The sequence below is a fragment of the Bacillus sp. FSL W8-0116 genome, assembly GCF_038003825.1.
Taxonomy (GTDB): domain Bacteria; phylum Bacillota; class Bacilli; order Bacillales; family DSM-4216; genus Bacillus_O; species Bacillus_O smithii.
Genome location: NZ_JBBOPY010000001.1, coordinates 2,535,257 through 2,561,751 on the forward strand (window position 1 = coordinate 2,535,257; position 26,495 = coordinate 2,561,751).

A 26,495-nucleotide genomic window follows, 5' to 3' on the forward strand; every position below is an offset into this window, starting at 1 on the left:
TGTAGTTGGCTGAGAAGATTGAAAAATCACGATTTTTTAAAAAACATGTCAACCGAACTTTACCAACTATAAAGGATGAAATGTGGAAAAAACTATTTAAGAGGCGGATGAAAGCCGCTTCAATTTGTCAAGGAGGCAAAATCATGGCTACGAGAGACTCCATCGATCATTTTCTTCAGACTTGCGAAAATGTAATTTTAAAAGCCCAAGAGCAATATCAGGAAGGGGCTTTGCAGGGGCATTATCATGATGTCGAATATCGTGAAGCCATGCAAGAACTGGAGAATATTTACAATGAATGGCTGCAGCTTTATAACAGTGCCAATCCGCAACAAAGGGAACAGCTTTACCGTAAAAGGCTGCAGATACAAGATATGCAAAACAAAATGATTTTGCTTAACCACGATCGTTAGGGGGGAACTGATGTGAAAAAAAGATCCAAACGACAAAATCCCGAGCAAAAAACCAAAAATGGAACGAATCCGGAGCATTATGAAATAGCGAATGAATACAGCACAATCGAAAAAACAAAAAAACAGAATGCCCGCAACAGCCAACCTGTGAAATCAAAATCGTAAGTTTATTGGAAGCAGTCTCAAAAAGGACAGAGTTTAAGTCCTTTTTTGGGACTGCTTCTGTTGTTTATGAGACAAATGAGATGATGGCTTTTGAATGATTGAGACATTAGTCGCAGTAAAGTTAGGCTTAAGATTTTCGTACTTCATTATTGGGGAATTGGTTTGTTTTATAGACTGAAAATTCAGAATAAAATAAAAGCATTCTAACTTAAGAGTGTGTACTGTTGGTTTTAACCATTATTAATGAAGGGAGAAGATAAAAAATGAATTTGAAGTTGTCTCAAGGAGTAATGAAGAGATGGCTATTTTTCATTCTTGTTCCAATTTTTGCGCTTATATTAGTATTTGCTTCTGTGTCTGAAACATTTGCAGCTACTACAACTTTTAACAATACCCTTTCTGCCGGTTCTTATGCAGGCAGTAGTCCTTGTACGACTTCTTATCCTAACATCGTGCATGAAGTGAATGTGAAAAACACCACTGGAGACGTATATGTTTATCTTCAATACCTGGATGGCGGATATTGGAAATTTACGACTGGCTATGGTTATCACTTAACCTACTGGAATACACCTTATAAAATCACCACTAAGACAAAAAGCTCCTCAACTAAATATCGAGTATTGATAAAGGCAGTCAACACATCGAATGTTATCGTTTCCTGTTACGGAACGAATTGATAAAAATCATGAGAAAACGAAAATGTATAACAGTTATGTAGCTGCTGATAGCCGGTTATTTACCAGTAACTGTCTAGTTAATAAGTTACCTGAATCCGTGATGAATTGAAATCGACTTTGATTTTGTTGTAATTTTGATGGATTGATAATCCATAAAACCCTTTTTATGCTTATGACCTATGTCATCTCCTATTTCCGAAAATGGAACAAATCTCTTTTTTAGGTATACGAACCAAAAAAATAGACAAAAAAGCACAGGGAGTGACGTTGGACATCAGTGCCCGAACATTCGTTCGTTATCTTACCTCTCTCCATTTCTGATAGACGTTCAGTAGGGGCTCGCTATAGCCACTCCTTCGCGTCAGTTTCATCCAGATCTGTCGTGATCGACGGACGAGTCGCCCTGCCATCGTGATCACCGTCTGAATAATCGTCTTGATGCGGCGGCGTTTCACTTTGTGGTGCAACGGATGTCTCGGATCGCTTAATAGATCTTGTCCAATCAGACGAAGAAGATTGTAAACGAAGGCTCCCATGACCAACACGAGCGCATTCGTTTTCATCTTCCCAGATGGAAGCCGCTCTAAATCTAAGTCGCTCTTCAGTTCGCTATGAAACTGTTCGCATGTCGCATGGTCATGATACAACGCGAGCACATCGCTCATTCGAACATGCTCGTATCCTTTGAGCCGCACCCAATAGCTTTCCACTTCATAATCAGGAACGAGCATCAGCTGTCCATTGCGTTCCATCGTCCGTTCCGTCACTTGGGTGACTTGAACGTACGTATACGTGTTTCCATCGATCGCTGCCTTCTGTGGAAGGCATAGCTCATAGGTTTGTACTCCTTCGCTTTGTCCATCATCGACACGTTTGCCCTTTTGCGAAGCGATCTGGAACCAAAGCGCTTTCGATTCTCGGCGTAAGTTTCGCTTGATGACAAAGTCCACGTCTTCCTTTAGGCATACGTGCACATTCGCTTCTGCATCGTTTCCTGCATCCATGCGAACAAGCAGACGAGATGAAGTCAGTTGACGAGCTCGACGGATAGCGGTGACTAAAAACGAGGGCATGTTGTCTTGCACATGTTGTTTCCCTGGACGCAACTCGGCATGAACGAGATACCCTTCCTTCCCTGCATACGCAAACAACGGTGTAAAACCGTCAAATCCTTTATACGTTCGACTGACTCCTTCTTTTTTCGTATCGGAGTTGTCAAATGGGGAACCATCTATATCAAGGGGAAGCCATGTCGTCTTTCCTTTGGTCCAACAAGGGGACAAAGTGGCATGTCGTTGAATCAACAGACGTATGGACTCCTCCCAAAGAATCGTTTCGGTCATCGGAAGACAAGCGAGCTGATCGAGTCGTTGTCGCAAGGTTGGAGAGGAAGGCACGTGCTGAATCCCCATCGATGCCGAAAAGATATCGTCCTGACGATACGCTTCGATATGATCGAAATCCGTTTTTCCTGTGGCAAGCAAGCCAATCATCGAGCGAATGACATCGCTATGGGAAATGTGCACTTCTCGACGAACCGTTGGAAGCCGAAGTGCGTTTACCCGTTTATCCAGTTTCGTTCGATGGAGTAAGTAGCCAACGAGAGCAAGCCCAGCACTTGGGGTAATCGCTTCATCTGTCAATACAAACCGAATCGGGAAATCTTTCATCACATCACCTACTTGATGAAGAATCGTCAACGTCGTTTTTCCTTATCGTATCAACGGTTTGCGACCATTGTAAAGATGTTTTGTCACGGATTCAGGAAGTTAGAAATTATTGTATTTATCCGGATATAGTTTCTCTGAATTCTTTAGTTTATGAAAAAGATATCAAACCAATTCGTTTTATTGGTTCTGGAGCAATAACCATGTAGCTACATAGCTGTTTGATTCCATGCCCTTCTTTGAAACAGACTTGAAAGTTTGTTTAAATTTGTCTAAAATAATCTTATAATAAAATGATGGGTAAAAAACGATGATAAGGAGCAGTAGTGGCATAAACTCCCGATCTAGAGAGTTGACGGAGGGTGCAAGTCAACCGGGTCTGCCATGAACTCGCCTTAGAGTTGCAGACGTGAAAGATGAGTAGCGTTTGCCGTCCTTCCACGTTAAGGAATCGAGCTGAGTGCCTTGTGCACTAATGTGGGTGGTACCGCGGGAGCGAAAGCATCTCTCGTCCCAAACTGGGGGACGGGAGTTTTTTTCTATTTTCCCTGTTTTGATATACCAATATCGATGAAAGCAAAGGAGGAAATCAGTTACATGAGTTTTGACCATAAAAAAATCGAATCAAAATGGCAAAAATACTGGGAAGAACATAAGACATTCCGAACGACGGAAGATCCGGACAAGCCAAAATTTTATGCATTAGACATGTTTCCATACCCATCCGGCGCCGGACTTCATGTCGGTCACCCGGAAGGATATACAGCAACCGATATTCTTGCCCGAATGAAGAGGATGCAAGGGTATAATGTTCTCCATCCGATGGGGTGGGATGCATTTGGATTGCCGGCGGAACAGTATGCCCTTGATACCGGCAACGATCCTGCGGAATTCACGGAAAAAAACATTGCCAATTTTAAACGTCAAATCAAATCATTAGGATTTTCATACGATTGGGATAGAGAGATTAATACTACCGATCCCGAATATTATAAATGGACGCAATGGATCTTTTTAAAATTGTATGAAAAAGGTCTTGCTTACATAGATGAAGTTCCGGTCAACTGGTGCCCGGCTCTTGGCACTGTTCTGGCCAACGAAGAAGTCATTGATGGCAAAAGTGAACGTGGTGGTTATCCGGTTATTCGCCGCCCGATGAAACAATGGGTATTAAAAATTACAGCTTATGCTGATCGACTTTTGGAAGATTTGGAAGAATTGGATTGGCCTGAAAGCATTAAAGAGATGCAAAGAAACTGGATCGGCCGCTCAGAAGGGGCAGAAGTTCGTTTCCAAGTCGATGGCCATGATGAAACATTCACTGTTTTCACAACAAGACCGGATACTTTGTTTGGAGCCACTTATACTGTTTTGGCTCCTGAGCATCCGTTAGTGGAAAAAATTACGACAGCGGAACAAAAAGCAGCGGTTGAACGCTATTTAGAACAAATTCAATCCAAAAGCGATTTGGAACGTACCGATTTGGCAAAAGAAAAAACGGGTGTATTTACTGGCGCTTATGCGATCAACCCTGTTACAAATGAAAAGATGCCGATTTGGATTGCCGATTATGTACTGATGAGCTACGGAACAGGAGCGATTATGGCCGTTCCTGCCCACGACGAAAGGGACTTCGAGTTTGCTAAAAAATTTGGACTGCCTATTAAAGAAGTAGTCGCCGGCGGAGATGTGAACAAAGAAGCCTATACTGGCGATGGTGTGCATGTCAATTCCGATTTCTTGAACGGATTAAATAAAGAAGAAGCCATTGCCAAAATGATCGAATGGCTGGAAGAAAAAGGGGTCGGCTCCAAAAAAGTAACATACCGTCTGCGCGACTGGCTGTTCAGCCGCCAACGTTATTGGGGAGAACCTATTCCGATCATCCATTGGGAAGACGGAACGATGACTCCGGTTCCGGAAGAGGAATTGCCGCTTATGCTTCCAAAAACAAAAGAAGTTAAACCGAGCGGAACAGGGGAATCACCATTGGCCAATATCGAAGAATGGGTTAATGTAGTGGATCCGAAAACCGGCAAAAAAGGACGCAGAGAAACGAACACAATGCCTCAATGGGCCGGAAGCTGCTGGTACTTTTTAAGATATATAGATCCGCATAATCCAAAAGCATTGGCTGATCCTGAAAAATTAAAGGAATGGCTTCCTGTTGACATTTATATCGGCGGAGCGGAGCACGCAGTTCTCCATCTTCTTTATGCTCGTTTCTGGCATAAATTCTTATACGATATCGGAGTAGTGCCGACGAAAGAACCGTTCCAAAAGTTATATAACCAAGGAATGATTCTTGGTGAAAATAATGAAAAAATGAGCAAATCGCGCGGGAATGTCGTCAATCCGGATGAAATCGTTGAAAGTCATGGCGCTGATACGTTGCGTCTTTATGAAATGTTTATGGGACCTTTAGATGCCTCCATTTCATGGAGTACAACCGGACTTGACGGGGCGCGTCGTTTCCTTGACCGTGTTTGGAGACTGTTTGTGGATGAAAACGGTCAGCTGAGCAGCAAGATCAAAGAAGAAGGAAATGCGCTTGAAAAAGTGTATCATCAAACGGTTAAGAAAGTGACGGAGGATTATGAACAGCTCCATTTTAATACGGCGATCTCGCAATTAATGGTGTTTGTCAACGAAGCGTATAAAGCCGACTATTTGCCAAAACTATTTGCTGAAGGCTTTGTAAAACTGTTGTCTCCGATCACCCCTCATATTGCGGAAGAACTGTGGGAAAAATTGGGGCACAGTGACACTATTGCGTACGAACCATGGCCTACTTACGATGAATCAAAGCTAGTGGATGACGAAGTGGAAATTGTCATTCAAATCAATGGCAAGGTACGCGCGAAACGGACCATCGCCAAGGATGCGAGCAAAGAGGAAATGGAAAAACTCGTTCTCGCCGATGAAAAGATTCAAGAGCAGTTGTCCGGAAAAACGATTCGAAAAGTGATTACGGTGCCGGGTAAATTGGTGAATATCGTAGCCAATTAACCGGTGTTGTGTCCCCGTCCGCTTAACTCACGGCATTATGGCGAGGACAAATGAATAGTGCGAAAAAGAACGTCGACTGTCCAAAATTTGAGCAGAAACTCCGTTCTCTAAACCATTGCAACAGATCATTATATTGATTCAGAAGGAGATGGCAGGATGCAAGAAATTCCAATCATTACACCGGAGGAATTGAAAGAAAAGCTGGAAAAGGGCGAAAAACTCAATTTAATTGACGTTCGTGAAGAAGAAGAAGTACAAGAAGGAATGATACCCGAAGCCAAACACATCCCAATGGGAGAAATTCCAAATTCTCTTGATCAGCTGGACAAACAAAAGGAATATATTTTTATATGCCGATCCGGACGTCGCAGCGAAAATGTTTGCCATTACTTGCAAGAGCAAGGATACAAAGTCCGCAATATGATTGGCGGCATGTTGGAATGGACAGGAAAAGTTCAACGAAAAAAATAGTAAGATCACAATATGAATGTTTCAGATGTTTTGGCTGTCGATAAAGTCGGCAGCCTCTACGTTATAATGAAAGCAATCGGATTTCCGTTCACAGGAAGCAGCAGATTGAATCTGTTTTATACCGCCTCTCAGTACAAAAAATCACCAAATGGAAACTTACAGTGTTATGATAAAAAGAGAAGATTAAAGGAGCTATTCCTGTAATGAAGAAATTTGAGGTTTGAAACAAAAAGAGCCCTCTTGGTATAGTACAGGGTGTCAATGCATTGACCCCGAATTAATAATTACCAAGGAGGACTCAAGATGAATTATACGCAAAATCGTAAAATCTCGCAAATTACACCATCAACATTAATTGTAGGCATTGATATCGCCAAAGACAAACACGTCGCTCGAGCTCAGGATGATCGAGGAATCGAATTTGGAAAAAGACTGATCTTTGAAAATCGCATACATGGCTATCAAAAACTGCTTGATTGGGTTTCGAGGCATCAAAAGGAACACCAAAAAACACATGTCATTTTTGGTGTTGAGCCGACCGGTCATTTCTGGCTGAGTCTAGCCTATTTCTTGACTGCTAAAGGTTATGACTTTGTCTTGGTCAATCCTATGCATGTCAAAAAAACTAAAGAGCTGGATGATAACTCTCCAACTAAAAACGATACGAAAGATGCACGTGTGATTGCACAGCTGATTAAAGATGGGCGATACTCCGTACCAAATCTCTTAGATGGCATCTATGCAGAGCTAAGAGAAGGCGTCAAATTAAGAGATCAGCTCATCCAGCAGCTTATGATCACAGAAGGTCGTATTCAAAATCACATCCAGCGTTACTTTCCGGAGTTTTTCGATGTATTTAAAGACTGGGAAGGAAAGGCAGCTCTTTGTACATTAAGAAACTTTCCATTCCCCTCTCAGATTAAAGAAATGACATCAGAAGAAGTTCTTGCGAAATGGAAACAAGAAGTAAACCGTGGTGTAGGAATCAAACGAGCTACAAAGTTAATAGAAGCAGCGAAAAAGAGCATTGGTATCCAAATTGGTATCAAGTTTGCTAAACGTGAATTGGATTATTTACTCGATCAATATGAGCTATACAAAGAGCAATTAGGACAGTTAGATAAGGATCTGGAAGCACTTGTAGTAACGATACCTGGAGCGAAGGAAATGATCAATATTCAAGGCTTAGGTCCTACAACAGTCGCGCTATTCTTCGCTGAGGTCGGGGATATAACAAAGTATAGTCATCCCCAGCAATTAGTAAATCTGGCAGGGCTGTCATTACGTGAACATAGTTCCGGGAAGTTTAAGGGGCAAACCAAGATCACAAAACGAGGACGAAGTCGATTGCGAAGAGCTTTATACTTGGCCATTCGTCCACTCGTTGCCCATAATCCAACGTTTAAAGCCCTGCATCAATACTACACAAAGCGTCCTGATCGACCTTTGAAGAAACAGCAGTCACTGATTGCCTTGTGTTGTAAATTACTACGTGTCTTATTTGTCATTGGTCAAAAACAGTGTGAATTTGATGGTTCAAAGTTATTGAGAGGTTTGCCTCAAATCGATTCATTACAGGCAGCTTAAGGCTTTATTAAGTTCATGAAATCATTTCAGAATACCGTAATTATCTCAAATGACAAACACCAATAGTGCAGAGTTGGAGCTTATTTATTCCATACGGGCATGTGACCCAGCAAAGGAGCATATCCAACCTCCACCTCATGGATACGCAGGACGAAGGAATGTATGGAATTCAATCCGGAGAGATGTGGGAGGGTTAGCGACCGTGAGTGATGTGGAGATGATGAAGCACGGTTATACCTTATTTTTACCAAATAAATACAATTTGGTTGATAGGATGCCCCCTACCATGTAAATTATTTAAAAAAATTCAACATATATCCATTAAATGAGGTGTGTATTCTATTAAGTGTCTATGAAATTTTGAGAAAAAGCGAGTATTCGGGAGAAAAATAAACTTTATTGAGGGAGGTGGTAAAGAAATTCGGCAGTTATGAAGATTTTTGTTTTTACATGTTTACGGTGAATTTTCTTTTGAAACCATACCTCCTCTAAGATACAGCAGGAATATCTTCTGTAAAACGTTCATCAAGACTGTTAAGACAGGGACCGATGAATGAAGGAACTTTGTTTTGCTTGACACAATGGTTGTTTATGAATGAAAATTTTTTTCTTTTAATTTTCGAAAAAATCTAAAAGAAATGAATATGGAATACATGGATTACCTGAAATGATGGATGTCATGATTTCGATGCGACTAATTTGAAGCCGCTTGCAAAAATCGGAATGATAGGGATAGGAGGAATCAAGGATGAAGGTTGCACCCATGTTTATCGACGGGGAATGGACCGGAACGGAATTGCCTACATTTGATGTGATCAACCCGGCAAATGGAGAAGTGATTGCGGCCGTGCCAAATGGCGGGAAAGAGGAAGCGAAGAAGGCAGTGGACGCCGCATATAATGCTTTTTTGTCATGGTCCAAAAAAACAGCAGGCGAAAGAAGCGCTTTGTTGTATAAATGGCATCAATTAATTGATGAACATAAAGAAGAAATTGGCGAGATCATGACTAGAGAACAAGGGAAGCCGTTAAAAGAAGCCATCGGGGAAGTAAATTATGCAAACAGTTTCATTTCTTGGTATGCGGAAGAAGGAAAACGTATTTACGGGGAGACGATTCCAGCTTCTCACGAAAATAAACGAATTTTAGTGCTAAAACAGCCGGTTGGGGTTGTGGCAGCCATCACGCCTTGGAATTTTCCGGCTGCTATGATTACAAGAAAAGTGGCTCCGGCATTGGCGGCAGGCTGTACTGTTGTCGTTAAGCCCGCTGAGCAGACACCTCTTACAGCGTTTAAATTAGCAGAATTAGCCGAAAAAGCAGGCATACCGAAAGGCGTTCTGAATATTATTACAGGAAATCCGCAAGAAATTGGCGAAACATGGCTGGCGGATGAGCGGGTTAGAAAAATCACTTTCACGGGTTCGACGGAAGTTGGAAAGATTTTGATGCGTGGTGCGGCTGATACGGTGAAAAAAGTATCGCTTGAATTAGGCGGTCAAGCTCCTTTTATTGTATTGGACGACGCGAATATCGAGAAGGCGGTTGCGGGAGCTATTGCCTCCAAATTTAGAAATGCCGGACAAACGTGCGTATGCGCCAACCGAATTTATGTTCATGAAAAGATTGTGGAATCTTTTACTCAAAAAATGGCAGAGGCTGTTCAACAATTAAAAATGGGCAATGGATTGGATCAAGGAGTCGAAATTGGCCCGCTGATTGATGAAAACGCTGTGAAAAAAGTAGAAAGACATATTGAAGATGCGGTGGAAAAAGGCGGGAAAGTGGTCATCGGCGGCAAAAAAGCGGATCAGTACAAAGGATTCTTCTTTGAACCGACAGTGATCACAAATGTCACGGATGAAATGCTTTGTATGAATGAAGAAACATTTGGTCCGCTCGCTCCTATCACCACGTTCCAAAATATTGAGGAAGTCATCCAAAGAGCAAATGACACTCCTTACGGCTTAGCAGCTTACGTCTTTACAGAAAACATCAGCAAAGCCATTCAAATAACGGAACAACTTGAGTATGGCATCGTTGGCTTAAATGACGGTCTTCCGTCTGTTGCCCAAGCTCCTTTTGGCGGCTTTAAGCAAAGCGGTCTCGGACGTGAAGGCGGCCACCACGGTATGGAAGAATTTTTGGAAACCAAATTTGTATCGATTGCTTTCTGATTTTCGCAATCATAAAAAAGCCTTCCACTTGGCGATGGAAGGCTTTTTTATGTGCGCCCGGCATGTACATGAACTATAGGGTGTAAGTCCCGAACCCCGAAGACAGAAGTAGAGGTTAGCCAAGAGCAAGGGTGTCCGTGGTGACGCGGAATCTGAAGGAAGCTGGAGGCAAAACACCGGTCCGAGGAACACGAACCTCATATAAGGCTAGGTATGATGGAGTGAGTTTGCATAACAAAACAAAGCTCTTTCTGTCGAAGGTCATATCGAGTAAATGAGGCGGATAGATGGTGTGAAAGTGCATGTACTTACCCGGGGAGGTCTGGCGGATATGTGAAGTACTCTTCATAACCTACTTAGTGATAAGTAGCTGAACCGTCAGAAGTCAGCAGAGGTCATAGTATTAGTTGGTCTAGAACAACTAAGAAGGACCGAACAATTAAGAGAGAATAGCCCTTGGTATTGAGTGAGTCATGATGAACACAGAAAACGTAGTACCTCACTTGAGGGAGGAAGCGGTGAATCCCGTGGGAGACCTCTTGGAGGGTGGAGTGACCACTGGCATAAAGAGAACAGCTATTCACAGAAGTTATAAAGACTTGCGTCAATTATCTTAATTGAACCGCCGTATACGGAACCGTACGTACGGTGGTGTGAGAGGACGGGAGTTAATCGCTCCCTCCTACTCGATTTCGTTCATGAAGGAGAATGATCGATTCCGTTGTTTTTGACAGTTTGTTCTGCTGTTAAGTTGAATTTGTCGACTAAACTTCTGAGGGTAGACACGACTAGTGAACTTTGTTCAGAAGCGAATCGTGCATCTTGGATTAAGTTCACCATTTTTTTGGTCGATTCGTCAACGCTTTCGACGGTATGGGCATTTCGCTCATTAATGACGGCAATGTTCTTGATAATCTGCTTCATTTGTTCTGTGGCTTCATGGGAAGCGGCAGCTTGTGACATGGATTCCAACACTTCTTGTACATTGTGAATAAAGTCTGCTCCTTTTTTGACTTCTTGGCTGCTGTCTTGAATCGCATTTTGAACGAGAACAGAACTTTCTTTAATTTTTTCTAAAGTTTTGCTGATTTCTTCTGTCGCAACGGTCGTTTGGTCTGCCAGCTTGCGAATTTCATTGGCCACTACGGTAAAACCTCGTCCGTATTCTCCAGCTCTTACGGATTCAATCCCTGCGTTGAGAGCCAACAGATTGGTCTGCTTGGCAATGTGATTGATCGTTTCGACAATACGTCCAATATTATTGGACAGTTCCATAAAGCGATCTGTTAAATTCAGGGCATTATGTACTTTTTCCACGATATCATTCATTTTTTGATCAATGCCTTGCACTTGGGTTTGAGCTTGTATCAATTGTTCTTGGGATAATCGCTCCAGTCCTTGTAAAGTTTGATGAATTTGTTCCACCTGTCCTCTGGCTTCATGAACCTCATTTAATTGCTGTTGAATGGCCGCGAACATTCCGTCCATTTGCTTGATCACCGAAAAAGAATCGTTTTCAACCAGAACGGTTTTTTCCCGCAGAAATTGATTGGTTTGTTCCACGTCCAATGCGGCGTATTTCACTTTTCCTATCAATTCATCCTGACTGTCTATCATATTGTTGACCCAACGTCCCAATGATCCAATTTCATCATTGATCAGAAGCCTTGTATCTAAGCGGGTAGTTAAGTCTCCGCCGCCTTCCGCAATTTTTCGCATCATATTGGTTAATTGCTTTAATCGAGAAGCAATAGGCACCAACCCTCTTTTATAAAACAAATAAGTGGCTAAAATGCCGTATAATCCATTGAGGAGCAAATCATACCAGGAAGGCGAAAATCCGAAAAATGATATACATTGGTTGAGAAGAACGCCGATGAAAATGTAAAAAGCAAAACGTATGCCTAATCGCCAGCTAATGGAGCGGGTACGGTACACCTCTTCTAAATCAGCCTCACACATCATTCCCCACACATCCAGAGATCCCGGCAGCTGAAACGTCACACCCTTCCCTATGACGGGGATATGACGGTAGTCAGGATATCCCGGGAAATGAACAAAAAGATTTTCCCCATTTCGAATCGTATTTTGAACACCGGGATGTAATTCTTTTGTGGCTGGATCGGTAAAACGAATTTCAAATTCTGTATGGTTCTTGATTTTAACCAATCCTCCGTCTTTCGTATGGACCCCGTCTTTTAAATTTTCGCCGAAAGTAAAGGTACGGTCTTCGAAACGGCTGCGTGATAAAGCAATTCCTTGGGGAAGCGATGGATCAAAATAAGATTTTACTAAAAAAATATAATTGTCACCGGAATCAGGATAAACGTGACCAGCCTCCCGCTGAATGAGGTCTCCGACTACATCATTGGGAACGCGTCCTGCCAAGATGGAATGCAGATCCTCTTGCAAGATGACGGGCTGCAAGAATAATAACGTCACTTCATCGTGAAATTGGGATGTCCTTGGCCCAATCTCCAGAGTCGTGGGATCCAAATACGGACCGTATAAAAGACGTTCCTTCGTTTGAAGGACATAGTCGATCCCTTTTTGGAAAGAGTGATGATTAAAATCATTCTTATGGTTAGGAAAAGTCGTACTAGTCACTCTGTTTTCTGTATCCAACAGAAAAAGTTCTGTAAAATACCGGCTTTTTGTCAACATTTTTTTCAAATACAGATCAATCTCAGAAGGCAAAATGCGTTCAAACTCAGCAGTCATGTTTTCTAAAAAACTCCACTGTTCATTGGCCCATTCTGTTAATAATTCGACCCTCGTTTTGGCGATGTCTTCGAAAATTTCTTCAATGGTTCCCGTGCTTTTGCGATTTAATTGGTAGGACCACCACAGTGAAACTCCTTCTCGAACTCCCAAACCCTCAAATAACCCCAATTTTTTTACCTCCTTCAAAAAACGGCTGTAAAAGAAGCGCAATGGACTAACCAAAAATTATGTCAGAATATCTAACATATTATGTTAATATTATATTCTGATTAATCGTTATTTTCAAATCTTTTTTAAAATGTCATTCATTGTTCCAGATTGGTTAAAACCATTATATTTCCGAAGAAATTCCGATTTTTCAACGAAATTCAGACTGTCAAGTGTGTTTAACGGATGACTGAAAAAGGGGGCATAGTGAAAGTTTTTATCAAGAAGCCGATGACAAGTAGTATTATCGTTGACAAAGAAAGGAAGCGGTATGATGCCATCGTAAAATCGCTTTTCAATCTTTCTCTTCAACGTAACAGATCGTTTTTTCAAAGAAACAATAAACCTTTCATTATTTTTCTTTCGAATATTTAAGGCATGAGGATCATTAAGGGGATCGACATCATAAAAGAACTTTGCAGAGCCCATAAAAAATGAAAATGGGCACTGCGTTTTTGGGGGAATCCAAAAATTAGAAGAAAACGTCGGCGGGAAGATGGGAAACGATTTTGTTTCTCATCTTTTACATACTATGTTGAAGGACAATGCCGCCATAAGCGAAGGCAGCTACGATGACGAGAGCAGGGTGGAGTTTGAGTTTTTCCATCGCCCAAAAGGAAACGGCCGCAATGCCGAGAGAATGCCAAATTCCGATGGAAGAGATCGAGCTTTTTCCCATTTGCCAAGTAAGGACTACCATCATAATGGCAATGACCGGCTGTACTAAGAGAGTCATTCCTTTGACGACGAGTGAATGCCGGTGTTTTTCAAGTACTCTTAACAAAAAGATGAGCGCCGCAGCAGATGGTATGACAGTTGCTCCTAAAGCGACGAGCATGCCTACCCATCCGCCTGCATCAAACCCTACAAAGGCGGCAATTTTGGTAGCAATAGGGCCGGGAAGGGCATTTCCAAGGGCAAGCATATTGGAAAACTCTTGATTATTTAACCAATGGTAATGGGACACGATTTCTTCATACATTAAAGGAATAGACGAAGGGCCGCCGCCATATCCAAGGGCGTTTGCCAAAAAAAATCCGATCATCAGTTGAATCCAAACAGTCATGCTTTTTCGCTCTCCTTGTTTTTATGTTCTTTTTTCCATTTGGCAGCCGTCCGAAAATGGATGCTTCCATAGGCTAAAAAGAGAATGATCACGATGGCTGGATGAATATGGACCGTTTCTAAAAGCAGAAAGGCTAAAAGAAACATAGCGATGCCCATCACTTTTCCTAATCCATCGATCGTTTTTTTCGCAAATTCATAAGCCATGACCCCGAGCATGACAGCGACCACAGGCGCTACTCCTGCGATCATCCCGGCCACTACTTTTGAAGTGCTTAGCACGGAGACGACAGACAATAAAGCAATCATGGCAATGCAACTAGGAAGTATATGGGTTATGACGGCGAGAACCGCTCCAACGTTTCCTTTTAGTTTATAGCCAATGTAGGCGGCCATTTTCGTGGCAATCGGTCCCGGCAAAGCGTTTGCGATCGCTAACGTTTCTCCGAATTCATCATCTTCCATCCATCGATATCTTGTGACGGCCTCGTATCGAATCAGAGGGATAACGGATGGACCTCCTCCGTATCCGAGAATTCCGGTCCGAATCATCGCTATGGATAACTGCCAATAGAGCTTCCAAGAGTTGTTCAATACCCTTTCTCCTCCTTTTACTGCTGTCTCTTCTTCGTTTATACGTTTATCCGAGACCAAGGCAACAAGTCGTAAATATTCTGATTTCCGTCTCTTTCATGGAATATATGATTATAGGATGAAAAATAAATGATCCTAATGTTCTCTTAAAACAAAATTTCATTATGTTTGACTTTAAAACTGCTTTGCCCGTTTTCAAAGATAAACGGCCGTTAAAACAGCAAAACGATAAACATTCCCCGGCTCCCTTTAGGCCCATGTCAAGACCTCTCACTTAGCACTCCATTCATCGAAGGGGAGTGTGAGGGGATTTTTCCAAGGAAAGATCGACGGACGTTTCCGGACGTACCTCAATCACTTCAAAAAACCGTTGATGAGCCGTGGTCGGGAAGGAGCTGCCGTCCTCCAAATTGTATGCTTTTTCCTTGCAAAAATCTAGAATGTGATTAAATTTTCGAAAAATTGGAAAAGATAATTAAAAAAGGAAATGAAAGGAGTAACAATGATGATTCAAGTCAAAGTGTTTGATTATGAGCATGAAAAAGACTTGGAAGAAGAAATAAACGCATTTTTAAAAACGGTGGATGAACCAAATATTGTGGACATAAAGTACCATATTGCAGCGATGCCGGAAGAGGAAGAAGAGCAAATTTATTGTTTCAGCGCGATGGTGGTTTACCGGAAAGAAAAACGATGATAAGAAAACGGCTGAATGGGTCGATGAAACTTTTCGGCTTTTTAAAAGCAAAGAATGAAAGAAAACGCCGTCTATGCAAACGGCGTTTTAGGTTGAAACGCAACTTCTATTAATTTTGTGTTGTCCGATATTTTGCGGCGTTCAGGCCGGCAAGCCGCCCTGTTACAAGAGCAGAGGTGATATTGTATCCTCCCGTATATCCATGGATGTCCATGATTTCACCGCAGAAAAACAAGCCCGGTCTTTTTTTGGATTCCATCGTTTTTGGCTCGATTTCTTTTACGGAGACGCCGCCGCCTGTGACAAACGCTTTTTCGAGTGGGAGCGTGCCGTTTACCTGAAAAGTAGAATGTTTGCACAGATGGACGAAATTCCTGATTCGATCTATTGGAAGAGTGCTGCAAGGCGTATTTTCGTCAATCTCAGCTTTTTTCAGCAAAAACAGCAAATATCTTTCGGGCAGCAGGCCTTTTAGAGTGTTCTTGACCGATTTTTTCGGATTGTTTTTCACTTCTTGATTCACTTTTTGAAACAGTTCTTCCTCGTGAAAGTTAGGAAGAGAATCTAGGTGCATCGTCACTTTATCCAAATTCCATTTTTTCATCGCTTTGACGACAAACTGACTGCAGCGCAAGACGGCGGGTCCGGAAATGCCAAAATGAGTAAAAATCATGTCCATTTGATGAGTAATGATTTTTTTTCCTTTTGGATTGAGGACGCTTAAAGCGATGTCTTTTAGTGAAAGGCCCTGTAACCTTTTTTCTTGAATAAAGGGTTCGTCGCTCGTAACAGGAACTTCCGTCGGGTATAGTTCGGTAATGGTGTGGCCGGCTTTTTTCGCCCAAGGATAGCCGTCGCCGGTTGACCCGGTATGAGGCACTGATTTACCGCCGGTTGCGATCACGATGGCACGACCGTCAATGGTCGATCCGTCGGCCAAGACAATGGTGTGTTTATCTGTTTCAAACAGAATATCTTTGACAGGGGAGTTCGTTCGAATTTCGACTTTCAATTCATTTAAACGGCGCAATAAGGCGTTGACGACCGATTGAGCGTTATCCGAAACGGGGAACATACGCCCGTGATCTTCTTCTTTCAATTGGACTCCTAACTGCTCAAAGAATGTAATAATATCCTCGTTATTAAAAATCGAAAAGGCACTGTACAAAAATCGGCCGTTTCCTGGTATATGCCGGATCACGTCCTCGATCGGCCGCCGATTCGTTACATTACAGCGTCCACCGCCGGAGATGGCCAGTTTGCGGCCGAGTTTGTTTCCTTTATCTACTAAAAGAACGTTTGCCTTCTTTTCGCCGGCTGCGATGGCCGCCATTAGACCGGCAGGACCGCCTCCAATCACAATGACATCATACATATTGTTACCACCTGCTTTAACATCTTTTTCGACACTAAAAAGACTATGAAAAAGTTTGTCAGAAACTATGTAAAGTTGTAAACTATGTCTTAGTGCATTTCAACATTTCTATGATCAGGAAGGGATGTTATGGCTTCAAAATTAATAAGAGGAACTTTTATTTTAACACTAGGTACGTTTATCTCAAAATTTATTGGCCTCTTTTATGTGATTCCCTTTTATGCCATTATCGGTGGGGAAGATGCCGCTTCGCTTTATCAGTATGGCTACGTTCCTTACATGATTTTTATCAGCATTGCCACAGCTGGTGTACCGCTGGCGGTATCAAAATTTATTTCCAAATATAATGCACTTGAAGAATATTCGGTAGGGCGAAGACTTTTTAGATCAGGACTCGTATTAATGACGATCACGGGTTTCTTGTCTTTTCTCGCCATGTATGAATTTGCGCCATTTTTTGCAAAACTTGTCATTACTAATAAAGATCAAACTTATTCGGTGGAAGACGTGGCTACCGTTATTCGGGCGGTTAGTTTCGCTTTGATTATCGTCCCGTTTATGAGTATCATGCGCGGCTTTTTCCAAGGCCACCAATCCATGGGACCGTCCGCTGTTTCGCAAGTCGTAGAACAGATAGCACGTATTTTATTTTTATTGATCGGGGCTTATGTCGTTTTGCATGTTCTGCATGGCACGATTGTTTCCGCAATCAGCGTCGCCACTTTTGCAGCCTTTATCGGGGCGGTTGCCGGCCTTCTGGTGCTGTTTTGGTATTATTGGAAACGAAAACGACATTTGAACGAACTACTGAAGCAGGACAGGGGAGAAGTGAACGTTTCTCTCTTTGATATGTATAAAGAAATTTTTGTTTCCGCGATTCCATTTGTTTTTGTCGGCATCGCCACTTCACTGTATCAGCTGGTGGATATGGTGACGTTTAACCGAGCGATGACCGCTATTGGACAAGCCAAAGCGGCTGTTCCTGCTTTCGGTATTTTAAATTTCAGCTCACAGAAATTGGTCATTATTCCGGTTTCGCTTGCTACTTCTTTTGCCATGACGCTTGTACCGTTAGTGACAGAATCCTTTGTTTCAGGAAATATGAAACGGGTAAACGATCAATTAAATCAGACGTTCCAAGTGCTGTTATACTTGACGGTCCCGGCTTCTCTCGGCATATCTCTGCTGGCAGAGCCGTTTTACACAGTCTTTTATGAACATAGCACTCTTGGCACGGAAATTTTGCAGACATATGCCCCTGTGGCGATTTTGTTTGCGCTTTTCCAAGTAACGGCAGGAATTTTGCAAGGAATTAACGAACAACGCTTTACCGTCTTCAGCTTACTTGTGGGAATTCTTTTAAAACTTAGTTTGAACATTCCTTTGATTAAAATGTTTCAAACAGAAGGAGCTATCTATGCGACGGCGATCGGTTACATGGTTTCCATTATCATCAATCTTGTGGTGATTAAAGCATTTACGTCCTATTCTTATCGAGTGGTTTTTCGTCGGACGGTATTAATCCTTCTGTTTAATTTGATCATGTCGATTTGCGTGATCGTCGCCTATCATCTTCTTGCGCATTTCTTGAACCCGGCAAGCAAGCTTCAAGCATTGATCATAATCGGAATATGTGCTTTGGTAGGGGCTTCCGTCTATTTTTATTTAAGTTACCGCACTAAATTAATAGGGAAAATGTTCGGCAAGAAAGCGACGCTTCTCGGGAAAAAATTGAGAATATCTAGGGGATTATGATGATCCTTTTGCTTTTAGCTGCTTGTGGTTCCCATCTTCAAGGAGGTTCATGATGAGAATTGATCGCATGCTGGCCAATCTCGGCTATGGAAGCAGAAAAGAAGTGAAAAGTCTGTTGAAAAAAGGGGCGGTGCTCGTGAATGGGGCACCGGTCAAAGATGGGAAAACGCATGTTCAACCACAAACGGACAAGGTAGAAGTTTTGGGGGAAATCGTTCATTACAAAGAATTTGTCTATTTTATGATGAATAAACCAGCCGGTGTTATTTCCGCCACAGAAGATTTATATGAGGAAACAGTTGTAGATTTGCTGGATCCAAAAGATCAGGTGTTTCAGCCGTTTCCGGTTGGAAGGCTTGATAAAGATACAGAGGGCCTATTGCTGTTGACCAATGATGGTCAGTTGGCTCACCTGCTTTTGTCCCCTAAAAAGCATGTTCCGAAAACCTATTTTGCTGTAATTGCAGGAGAAGTGACGGAAAATGACCGAAACGTTTTTTCAAAAGGCGTCGAACTGGATGACGGATATGTAACGAAGCCGGCTCAATTGAACATTCTTCAAAGCGGGATTCGTTCTCATATTGAGTTAACGATTACTGAAGGGAAATTTCATCAAGTCAAAAGAATGTTTGAAGCCGTCGGAAAACGAGTCATCTATTTGAAGCGTCTTAAAATGGGGCCACTCACATTGGATGAAGAACTGAAACTAGGAGAGTATCGGGAATTGCGGCAAGAGGAAATCGCTTCCTTGCAGCAGTACGTCCTGATGCGAAAAAACAGCGAAAGATAAAAAAGAAAAGCGATTTCCCGTCCGATTAAGCGGGAATCGCTTTTTTCGCATTAGGATATTTTCACTTTCTTAGAGGTTGTTGTCCATTTGCCCCTGCTAGGGCTTTGAACTAAATCATTGTAAACTAACACATTTAAGTCGCGTTGGATAGTGCGAGGAGTGATGCCAAACTCATCGACAATCTGTTGCGTAGTGACAGTTCCATTTTCTTTAATGAACATGTAAACGGACTTAATCCTAGTCAACATCCGATTGGTTGAAGGTTTCAAAAAACCACTCCCTCTTCTTTTTTCCAGAGGCAATAACAACGGACGACTTATGTGGTATATTTTTATGTAACGATTTTCGTTTCAGACAACTCCTTTGCAAAGAAATTTAAGATGTCTGATAATTACATTATACCCCTTTAGATGATATTTTACTATTAAAAAAACTTGAATTTACTGAAATTTTGCCCCAAATGTGGATAATTTATCCCATTGTCATAAAATAGCAGTTTTTGATTAAAGGTTTTTTCAATGGCGAAATGTTTTTTTGCAGGCCGGGAAGAGTAAAATAAAAGAAGAAAGTAAAGAGTTAAAGGAGAACAAAATATGGCTGAAATTCGTTGGAACGAAGAAGTCGAAAAAAGAAAAGAGGAATTGATTCGCGATTTGCAATCATTGATTCAAATAAAAAGCGTTTTGGATGAAAGCCATGCGACGAGTGACGCTCCGTTAGGAAAAGGAGTAAAAGAAGCGCTTAATTTTATGCTGAAATTGGGAGAAAGAGATGGATTCAGCAGCCGCAATGTCGGAAATGTGGCAGGTCATATTGAATTTGGCCAAGGGGATGAGCTTTTAGGAATCCTTTGTCACGTAGATGTTGTTCCTGAAGGAGACGGCTGGTCTGTAGAGCCGTTCGGCGGGGAAATCAAAGACGGAAAAATATTTGGGCGTGGCTCCATCGATGACAAAGGTCCGACGATGGCGGCTTATTATGCGATGAAAATTGTTAAGGATCTTGGAGTGCCGATTAACAAACGGGTTCGAATGATTATCGGAACGGATGAAGAGAGCGATTGGCGCTGTGTCGACCATTATTTTCAGGTCGAGGAAATGCCGACTTTTGGATTTGCTCCCGACGCGGATTTTCCTATAATTTATGCAGAAAAAGGAATTGCTGATTTTGATATCGTGCAAGCGGCAAAAGAGAAGGATGCGGCTGAAAGCGAGGTAGAAGTGCTCTCCTTTCAATCGGGAAGACGGTATAATATGGTCCCTGATCACGCAAAAGCGGTTTTGATGATTCATCATGGGGAAACAAAAATTTTGCAGCAGTTTTCCGATTATTTGAGCGAAAACGGTTTGCAGGGCAAGTATTTCATGGACAGAGGCGATCTGGTCCTGGAAATGGAAGGAATATCCGTGCATGGCTCGGAGCCTGAAAAAGGAAAAAATGCGGGTTTGTATTTATGTGATTTCTTATCTCGTCTAGATCTGCCAAAATACGAAAAAGATTTTTTCCAATTTGTTTCTCATTATTTTCATCAAGATTTCACAGGAGATTCATTAGGCCTCGCTTATGAAGATGATATAACAGGCAAATTATCGTTGAATGCTGGCATTCTTTCTTTTGACCGGAATCGTGGAGGAAAAATAGGGATCAGTATGCGTTATCCTGTCACCTTTCCTCTTAAAGATCGTATAGATCAGCTAAAAAACATTCTTCGTGATAAGGGATTGGCCATTGAAAATTTCTCTGACAGCAAACCTCATCATGTAGACAAAGACCATCCGTTTATTCAAACGTTGGCGAATGTATATGAACAGCAAACCGGTGAAAAAGCGGAACTTTTGGCCATTGGCGGAGGAACGTACGCACGGTCGCTTGATACGGGGGTTGCTTTTGGAGCTCTTTTTCCAGGAAGACCGGACGTCGCCCATCAAAAAGATGAGTATATGTTTTTAGAAGATTTATGGAAAGCAACCGCGATTTATGCTCAAGCCATATATGAATTAACGAGATAATAGAAAAAGCTGTGGACAATGGATTGATTTGATTGAGTTTTCAATGAAGAGGGAATGGGGGAGATACCGATGGAATGGGTACTGTTAAATGGGGAGTTTTTGCCGAGAAAAGAAGCCAAAGTGGATATTGAAGACCGCGGCTATCAATTTGGCGATGGAATCTATGAAGTCATCAGGGTTTATCATGGTAAAATGTTTGCTGTCGATCAGCATCTGTCTCGCCTTCAATCAAGTGCGGAAAAAATTTTCCTTCAAAATCCTTATACAAATGATGAATGGAAAGCCTTGCTTGAAGAATTAATTGACAAAAATGAGTTGGATGGAGGAAGCGTGTATTTACAATTGACACGCGGTGCGTCTCCTAGAGCTCACGCTTTTCCTGATTCAAGCGTTTTACCTGTCGTGGTGGCATATACTAAATCATTCGAAAGGCCTGACAAGGAAAGAAAATATGGCGTGAAAGCGCTGTTTGTGGAAGATATTCGCTGGCTGCGATGCGATATTAAAAGTTTAAATTTGCTGGGAAATTTACTGGCAAAGCAAAAAGCGGCTTCCGAGGGGTGCTATGAAGCGGTGTTGCATCGTGGAGAAACTGTAACGGAAGGCGCCTCTTCCAATATTTTCATTGTGAAAAACGGAGTTGTGCAAACACATCCGGCAAACAACTTGATTTTAAACGGAATTACTAGGCAGGTAGTCATTTCGTTATGCCAAGCAAACAGCATTCAAGTGGACGAGAAGCCGTTTACGAAACAAGAACTGCTGCAAGCAGATGAAGTATTTCTTACTTCCACAACGTCCGAAGTTCTTCCTGTTGTGGAAGTAAACGAGAAGCCGGTGGCTGATGGAAAACCAGGTGCGGTTACGTTAAAAATACAGGAGTTGTTAGAAAAAGAAATCGAAGCTTTAAGTAAAATTACTGAAGGATAGAGATTGAACAGGAAAAGAAAGAATAGTGGTTTAGCCAAAGCTTTTCAGAAGGGATAGAAGGCTTTGGCTTTTTTTATGAATGTGACCCCTTGCGGATTCCGGGCAAAAATATAGATAGAAAAATACCCCACCAAAAGGTTCGGCAAAAACGTGGTTTTTCCGTTATTTTTGATGGGTCCAGCATATTCCTTGGGGAGTAAGGAATACTGCTGGTGGACAGACACGAATGATTAATATCGGAAAAGATCGCTTGATAAATAACGTTCGCCTGTATCAGCTGTCATACAAACAACGACGTCATCTTTTGAAAGCTCGCTTGCTACTTTGATGGCAGTAAAGCAAGCAGCACCGGATGAAGGGCCGACAAGAATACCTTCTTCTTTGGCCAACTTGCGAGTCATTTCATACGCTTCTTCATCTTTTACTAAATGGATTTGATCATATACTTCCGTATTCAAGGTGGCAGGAATAAATCCTGGACTTGTCCCTACAAGTTTATGTTTTCCTGGTTTTCCGCCCGATAATACCGGCGATCCATAAGGTTCGGCAACATGGACTTTGAGATTGGGATAGTGTTCCTTCAGTACTTCACCGGTTCCGGTAATCGTTCCTCCAGTACCGGATGTCGCTACAAAAGCTGTCAACTCTTTTCCGAGTTCTTTCATGGCCTCAACGATTTCGATAGCGGTAGTGCGGCGATGGGCATCCGGGTTGGCGGGATTTTCAAATTGCATGGGGATAAAGCTATTTGGTATTTCCGCAGCCAATTCTTTCGCCTTTTTGATGGCTCCGGGCATTTTTTCATTTCCTGGAGTCAGAACGACTTCGGCGCCGTATGCTTTTAATAAGTTAATGCGCTCTTTTGTCATGGTATCCGGCATCACGATAATGGCGCGATATCCTCTAGCCGCTGCATTCATCGCTAGACCAATGCCGGTATTGCCGCTCGTTGGTTCAATAATGGTGGATCCTTTTTTCAACAGTCCCGCTTTTTCTGCTTCCACAATCATATTATACGCGGCGCGGTCTTTTACACTTTTGCTCGGATTGAAATATTCCAGCTTTAAGTAAATATCGGCCCCGTTTTTGGGATTAAGACGGTTTAGTTTTACCAAAGGTGTATCGCCGATTAGATCAGCTATGTTTTGAACGATCTTCATTGTTTACGCCTTCCTTTCTTATCTTCATTATTCATCATACCTATTCTTAGAGGTCTAATCAACTTTTGCAGATTTTATACTTTTTCCCATTTTTTGATACAATGTAATTATTATTTTGGGATAGTGGCTCGCTTTTTAGACATCATGTGCTGGAGGGCCAATCATAGGAGTGGTGGAAGTGAAAACTCATTATTTTTTTGCTTTAAGGCTGCCTGATGAAACAAAAGAATATTTGTATTCTTGGCGGCGCCAATTTTCATTGCCGTTCAAACGTTGGGTGCACCCGAACGATTATCATATTACGTTCGCTTTTTTAGGCGATGCAGATCCAAAGCCGTTACAAAAAGCGGTGGATACGGTAAAACGGATCGTCGAAAAAACGCCGCCTTTTTCCGTGCAGATTGACTCTATCGGAACATTCGGCCGTAAAGAATCTCCCCGAATTTTTTGGGCAGGAACCAAACAGAACAACCGCCTCTTCGATATTCAAAAACAAGTATTCCAAGCTGCGAAAGAGGCAGGTTTTCAATTGGATTCTAAACCATTCCGCCCTCATATTACGCTGGCGAAAAAATGGAATGGGGATATTTCGTTTACAGATACAGATGCATCCGGTTTTTTGTACGCCAAACCACCTTCCCATGTTTTTCAAGCAGATTCAGTGGTGTTGTATCAGACCCATTTAGACCGTTCGCCCATGTATGAAGAAATTGTCCGGTTTTATTTTGAAAATAAGGAAGGAAAGGAATCGAAAGGAAATGGCTCAGTTAATTAAGCTCCAAGATTATGTGTCTCGATATCAACAAGATGTGTACCGTTACCCATCCCAATTTATCCGATTAAAAAAACAACAGTGGGACAAGTTTGTGAATTGGAGCGAAATGCAAAAACAAGAGCATGAGGGGTGGGCGCAAGAGGAATCCCTTTTTTATGAAGATGAGAACAAGGAAAAAACAAATATGTTCCATAAATTGAAAAATATGTTTCGAAAAAGGGATTTTTCGATGGATGAAGGGGAAAATGAAAAGAAAGAGTCTCCCTTTTTTCAAATGGATCTTTCGAATATGAACGAATTGGAGTTAAAACAATTTTTTCTCGATCAGCTGTTTGAATTTCAAATCAAGTGGGCAAGTTCCACTTTAACAGAAACATCATATATTGATTACAAATATTTTTATGATGAACGCTTAAAATATTTTCTGCAAAGATTTCCAGATACGTTTCTCGTCATGTATAAGCCGATATTGGCTTTGAAAAAGGCGCCGGTCGAATTGGATGTTCTCCTGTTGACGCCCACTGAACTATGGTGTCTTACTTTTTTGGAGGAGGAAAACCGGGCTGTTTATTTTGGATCATCGGATCGATTCTGGATCAAAAAAATAGGAAAAAAAGAGAAAAAAGTGTTAAGTCCGGTTCTTTCTTTGCAAAGAATGGGTGTCATTGTGTCTAAGTTATTTCGTACGTACAATGTAGATTTTCCGGTGAAAAAAGCGGTCATATCGCGAAACGGCTACATTGATTATCCATCTCCTCCTTTTGATCTCCACATTTTCGATAAAAAAAGCTATCCGAAATGGTTTGAATCGATGAGAGAGTTCCGTTCCCCGTTAAAAATGACACAGTTAAAAGCAGCCAAAACCGTTTTGGAATTTGCGGAAACCAACAGCATCAATAGGCCGGAGTGGGACGATGAGGCGGAATGGCCAGATCATGAAATTGAAATCGGAGATGAAGCAGAAGATAGAACACTTTGAAAAGCACAAAAGCTGTGCTTTTCATTTATCACCAACTGCCTGACCGTTAGATAAAATTCGATCAGAGGGGGCAAAAGCTGGATTCTTTTAGCTGTATAATCGGATCAATTTCATCATCCGGCTGTAATTTTTCAGCGTTGTATAGGTTTCTGTTGACAAGTCAGTAAAGAAAATGATGATAAAAACATTTCCACTTTCAGAGTGCTCGGATGACAAAAAGAATTTTTATAAATGAATGGGCGGCACCGTCTCCTTGGCTAATGATCCGTTAAGCGGGAGCAAGGACTGAAACAGTGGAAAGGAAAGAAGGATGTATGCTTCCTAAAAATCAATCGTTTCATGCCTACCAAGATGAGTTGGATGTCTTCACTATTTTTCTTTCATACGATTACTTTCAAGGAGAATCGTCTTCTTTTCGACTAAAAACGGAAGATGCCATAATTGACTTGAACATATTGGAGAAACTGGATTCAGAATACGGCAGAACATATCGTTGCGAATCTCCGGTGGTTCCGGTTTTCGGGAAAAGTCATTATATTTTGGATGAAAGAGGGCAAGAAACGTTATTACTTGTCGGCAAAGTTATTCGTACGAAAGAGTTCGACCAAATGTTTTTTTATGAGGGAAAAGATTTGGGAGCTCATTATACAAAGGAAAGGACCGTTTTTAAAATATGGTCGCCGGCAGCGATAGAGGCGAAAGTCCATGTAAAAAGAAGAGGGGCAATCAATTGGGAAACGTTTTCGCTCATTCGGGAAGAACGAGGAGTTTTTTCTGCTGTCGTGAAAGGCGATTGGGAACAATCTTGCTATTATTACGAAGTTTTTATAAATGGAGAATGGAGAAAAGCGGCTGATCCATATGCAAAAGCAGTCAGTCTGAACAGCGAGTACAGCTGCGTCGTCGATCTCGGCAAAACCAATGTTAAAAGAGTTTCTCCTCCGTCTTTTGGATCGCCCGTCAATGCAATCCTATATGAAACATCGATTAGAGATCTCACCATTCATCCTGACAGCGGAGTAAAGAACAAGGGAAAATATTTAGGAGTTGCGGAAAAAAATACGAGAGGAAAGACGGGAGGAATAACGGGTTTATCTTATATCAAAAATTTAGGAATCACCCATATCGAATTTCTTCCTTTTCACGATTTTTACGGCGTTTCTGACGAAAAACCGGAAGAATCATACAATTGGGGGTATAACCCCATAGCCATCAAGTTAAGAATTTGATCTTTTTTCAGCGCCAAAAACATGGTATCCTTTCTAAC

22 protein-coding genes and 1 other annotated feature are annotated in these 26,495 nt (G+C 41.8%); of the genes, 15 read left to right on the forward strand and 7 right to left on the reverse strand.

What is annotated here, in order from left to right; genetic code table 11:
* Positions 1 to 143: 143 nt before the first annotated feature.
* The 3 genes from N1I86_RS12155 to N1I86_RS12165 all read left to right on the forward strand — a co-directional run bounded on the left by N1I86_RS12155 (position 144) and on the right by N1I86_RS12165 (position 1,258).
* Positions 144 to 413, forward strand: a complete 270-nt coding sequence (locus N1I86_RS12155) for a YtzC family protein (RefSeq protein WP_341096523.1) — start codon at positions 144 to 146, stop codon at positions 411 to 413.
* Between the two features lie 12 nt (positions 414 to 425).
* Positions 426 to 578 (forward strand): hypothetical protein, encoded by a 153-nt coding sequence (locus N1I86_RS12160; RefSeq protein ID WP_003353826.1) that lies wholly within the window; start codon positions 426 to 428, stop codon positions 576 to 578.
* A 290-nt stretch (positions 579 to 868) separates the two neighbouring features.
* The gene (locus N1I86_RS12165) at positions 869 to 1,258 is read left to right on the forward strand and encodes a hypothetical protein (RefSeq protein WP_341096526.1); all 390 of its coding nucleotides are present in this window, start codon (positions 869 to 871) and stop codon (positions 1,256 to 1,258) included.
* 296 nt (positions 1,259 to 1,554) lie between these two features.
* Here N1I86_RS12165 and N1I86_RS12170 read toward each other — a convergent pair whose 3' ends face one another.
* Positions 1,555 to 2,928 carry an IS1380-like element ISGsp2 family transposase gene (locus tag N1I86_RS12170; RefSeq protein WP_339195758.1) on the reverse strand — a complete coding sequence of 458 codons (1,374 nt, stop codon included), beginning with the start codon at positions 2,926 to 2,928 and terminating at the stop codon, positions 1,555 to 1,557.
* A 298-nt stretch (positions 2,929 to 3,226) separates the two neighbouring features.
* Positions 3,227 to 3,444: a binding site (T-box leader), on the forward strand.
* 78 nt (positions 3,445 to 3,522) lie between these two features.
* Between N1I86_RS12170 and leuS the strand changes: the two genes are divergently transcribed.
* The 4 genes from leuS to N1I86_RS12190 all read left to right on the forward strand — a co-directional run bounded on the left by leuS (position 3,523) and on the right by N1I86_RS12190 (position 10,168).
* Positions 3,523 to 5,934 carry a leucine--tRNA ligase gene (leuS, locus tag N1I86_RS12175; RefSeq protein WP_270584611.1) on the forward strand — a complete coding sequence of 804 codons (2,412 nt, stop codon included), beginning with the start codon at positions 3,523 to 3,525 and terminating at the stop codon, positions 5,932 to 5,934.
* Positions 5,935 to 6,090: 156 nt separating this feature from the next.
* The gene (locus tag N1I86_RS12180; protein WP_003355718.1) at positions 6,091 to 6,405 is read left to right on the forward strand and encodes a rhodanese-like domain-containing protein; all 315 of its coding nucleotides are present in this window, start codon (positions 6,091 to 6,093) and stop codon (positions 6,403 to 6,405) included.
* 303 nt (positions 6,406 to 6,708) lie between these two features.
* Positions 6,709 to 7,992, forward strand: a complete 1,284-nt coding sequence (locus N1I86_RS12185; protein WP_270584767.1) for an IS110 family transposase — start codon at positions 6,709 to 6,711, stop codon at positions 7,990 to 7,992.
* A gap of 748 nt (positions 7,993 to 8,740) precedes the next feature.
* Complete coding sequence (locus N1I86_RS12190; RefSeq protein ID WP_003355717.1) at positions 8,741 to 10,168, forward strand: NAD-dependent succinate-semialdehyde dehydrogenase; 1,428 nt, start codon at positions 8,741 to 8,743, stop codon at positions 10,166 to 10,168.
* A gap of 696 nt (positions 10,169 to 10,864) precedes the next feature.
* Here the strand turns inward: N1I86_RS12190 and N1I86_RS12195 are convergent.
* From N1I86_RS12195 to N1I86_RS12205, 3 genes are all read right to left on the reverse strand, one after another.
* Positions 10,865 to 13,060: a methyl-accepting chemotaxis protein gene (locus tag N1I86_RS12195; RefSeq protein ID WP_341096530.1), complete on the reverse strand. Its 2,196-nt coding sequence runs from the start codon at positions 13,058 to 13,060 to the stop codon at positions 10,865 to 10,867.
* A 562-nt stretch (positions 13,061 to 13,622) separates the two neighbouring features.
* A complete protein-coding gene (locus N1I86_RS12200) occupies positions 13,623 to 14,165 on the reverse strand; it encodes a chromate transporter (protein ID WP_003355715.1) in 543 nt (180 codons plus the stop codon).
* Complete coding sequence (locus N1I86_RS12205) at positions 14,162 to 14,758, reverse strand: chromate transporter (protein WP_003355714.1); 597 nt, start codon at positions 14,756 to 14,758, stop codon at positions 14,162 to 14,164. Before N1I86_RS12205 ends, N1I86_RS12200 begins: the two co-directional genes overlap by 4 nt.
* A 505-nt stretch (positions 14,759 to 15,263) precedes the next feature.
* Between N1I86_RS12205 and N1I86_RS12210 the strand changes: the two genes are divergently transcribed.
* Positions 15,264 to 15,455: a sporulation protein Cse60 gene (locus N1I86_RS12210; protein WP_040341861.1), complete on the forward strand. Its 192-nt coding sequence runs from the start codon at positions 15,264 to 15,266 to the stop codon at positions 15,453 to 15,455.
* A 109-nt stretch (positions 15,456 to 15,564) separates the two neighbouring features.
* Here N1I86_RS12210 and N1I86_RS12215 read toward each other — a convergent pair whose 3' ends face one another.
* Positions 15,565 to 16,830, reverse strand: a complete 1,266-nt coding sequence (locus tag N1I86_RS12215) for a BaiN/RdsA family NAD(P)/FAD-dependent oxidoreductase (RefSeq protein WP_341096532.1) — start codon at positions 16,828 to 16,830, stop codon at positions 15,565 to 15,567.
* A 129-nt stretch (positions 16,831 to 16,959) separates the two neighbouring features.
* On the opposite strand from N1I86_RS12215, the gene N1I86_RS12220 reads away from it, so the two are divergent.
* A complete protein-coding gene (locus tag N1I86_RS12220; protein WP_003355708.1) occupies positions 16,960 to 18,585 on the forward strand; it encodes a putative polysaccharide biosynthesis protein in 1,626 nt (541 codons plus the stop codon).
* 52 nt (positions 18,586 to 18,637) lie between these two features.
* Positions 18,638 to 19,375, forward strand: coding sequence for a pseudouridine synthase (locus tag N1I86_RS12225; protein WP_270583282.1), 738 nt, complete (start codon positions 18,638 to 18,640; stop codon positions 19,373 to 19,375).
* 50 nt (positions 19,376 to 19,425) lie between these two features.
* Here N1I86_RS12225 and N1I86_RS12230 read toward each other — a convergent pair whose 3' ends face one another.
* Positions 19,426 to 19,644 (reverse strand): DeoR family transcriptional regulator, encoded by a 219-nt coding sequence (locus tag N1I86_RS12230; protein ID WP_003355705.1) that lies wholly within the window; start codon positions 19,642 to 19,644, stop codon positions 19,426 to 19,428.
* Between the two features lie 324 nt (positions 19,645 to 19,968).
* Here N1I86_RS12230 and pepV point away from each other — a divergent pair, with 324 nt between their 5' ends.
* Positions 19,969 to 21,384, forward strand: a complete 1,416-nt coding sequence (gene pepV, locus N1I86_RS12235; RefSeq protein WP_341096534.1) for a dipeptidase PepV — start codon at positions 19,969 to 19,971, stop codon at positions 21,382 to 21,384.
* 69 nt (positions 21,385 to 21,453) lie between these two features.
* Positions 21,454 to 22,314, forward strand: a complete 861-nt coding sequence (gene dat, locus N1I86_RS12240; protein ID WP_341096536.1) for a D-amino-acid transaminase — start codon at positions 21,454 to 21,456, stop codon at positions 22,312 to 22,314.
* Between the two features lie 230 nt (positions 22,315 to 22,544).
* Here dat and cysK read toward each other — a convergent pair whose 3' ends face one another.
* Positions 22,545 to 23,474, reverse strand: a complete 930-nt coding sequence (cysK, locus tag N1I86_RS12245) for a cysteine synthase A (protein ID WP_341096538.1) — start codon at positions 23,472 to 23,474, stop codon at positions 22,545 to 22,547.
* A 178-nt stretch (positions 23,475 to 23,652) separates the two neighbouring features.
* Here cysK and thpR point away from each other — a divergent pair, with 178 nt between their 5' ends.
* From thpR to N1I86_RS12260, 3 genes are all read left to right on the forward strand, one after another.
* Positions 23,653 to 24,249 (forward strand): RNA 2',3'-cyclic phosphodiesterase, encoded by a 597-nt coding sequence (gene thpR / locus N1I86_RS12250; protein ID WP_003355700.1) that lies wholly within the window; start codon positions 23,653 to 23,655, stop codon positions 24,247 to 24,249.
* Entirely contained in the window at positions 24,233 to 25,228 is a 996-nt protein-coding gene (locus N1I86_RS12255; protein ID WP_003355699.1) for a hypothetical protein, read from the forward strand. Before thpR ends, N1I86_RS12255 begins: the two co-directional genes overlap by 17 nt.
* Before the next feature lie 314 nt (positions 25,229 to 25,542).
* Positions 25,543 to 26,457: a hypothetical protein gene (locus N1I86_RS12260; protein ID WP_341096544.1), complete on the forward strand. Its 915-nt coding sequence runs from the start codon at positions 25,543 to 25,545 to the stop codon at positions 26,455 to 26,457.
* Positions 26,458 to 26,495: the final 38 nt, after the last annotated feature.

Coding starts and splice junctions, on each gene's coding strand:
- N1I86_RS12260 (WP_341096544.1), top strand. CDS start 25,543: ATGCTTCCTAAAAATCAATCGTTTCATGCCTACCAAGATGAGTTGGAT.
- dat (WP_341096536.1), top strand. CDS start 21,454: ATGGAATGGGTACTGTTAAATGGGGAGTTTTTGCCGAGAAAAGAAGCC.
- N1I86_RS12180 (WP_003355718.1), top strand. CDS start 6,091: ATGCAAGAAATTCCAATCATTACACCGGAGGAATTGAAAGAAAAGCTG.
- N1I86_RS12185 (WP_270584767.1), top strand. CDS start 6,709: ATGAATTATACGCAAAATCGTAAAATCTCGCAAATTACACCATCAACA.
- N1I86_RS12225 (WP_270583282.1), top strand. CDS start 18,638: ATGAGAATTGATCGCATGCTGGCCAATCTCGGCTATGGAAGCAGAAAA.
- N1I86_RS12210 (WP_040341861.1), top strand. CDS start 15,264: ATGATTCAAGTCAAAGTGTTTGATTATGAGCATGAAAAAGACTTGGAA.
- N1I86_RS12220 (WP_003355708.1), top strand. CDS start 16,960: ATGGCTTCAAAATTAATAAGAGGAACTTTTATTTTAACACTAGGTACG.
- N1I86_RS12170 (WP_339195758.1), bottom strand. CDS start 2,928: ATGAAAGATTTCCCGATTCGGTTTGTATTGACAGATGAAGCGATTACC.
- N1I86_RS12165 (WP_341096526.1), top strand. CDS start 869: ATGAAGAGATGGCTATTTTTCATTCTTGTTCCAATTTTTGCGCTTATA.
- pepV (WP_341096534.1), top strand. CDS start 19,969: ATGGCTGAAATTCGTTGGAACGAAGAAGTCGAAAAAAGAAAAGAGGAA.
- N1I86_RS12190 (WP_003355717.1), top strand. CDS start 8,741: ATGAAGGTTGCACCCATGTTTATCGACGGGGAATGGACCGGAACGGAA.
- N1I86_RS12255 (WP_003355699.1), top strand. CDS start 24,233: ATGGCTCAGTTAATTAAGCTCCAAGATTATGTGTCTCGATATCAACAA.
- N1I86_RS12155 (WP_341096523.1), top strand. CDS start 144: ATGGCTACGAGAGACTCCATCGATCATTTTCTTCAGACTTGCGAAAAT.
- leuS (WP_270584611.1), top strand. CDS start 3,523: ATGAGTTTTGACCATAAAAAAATCGAATCAAAATGGCAAAAATACTGG.
- cysK (WP_341096538.1), bottom strand. CDS start 23,474: ATGAAGATCGTTCAAAACATAGCTGATCTAATCGGCGATACACCTTTG.
- N1I86_RS12200 (WP_003355715.1), bottom strand. CDS start 14,165: ATGACTGTTTGGATTCAACTGATGATCGGATTTTTTTTGGCAAACGCC.
- N1I86_RS12215 (WP_341096532.1), bottom strand. CDS start 16,830: ATGTATGATGTCATTGTGATTGGAGGCGGTCCTGCCGGTCTAATGGCG.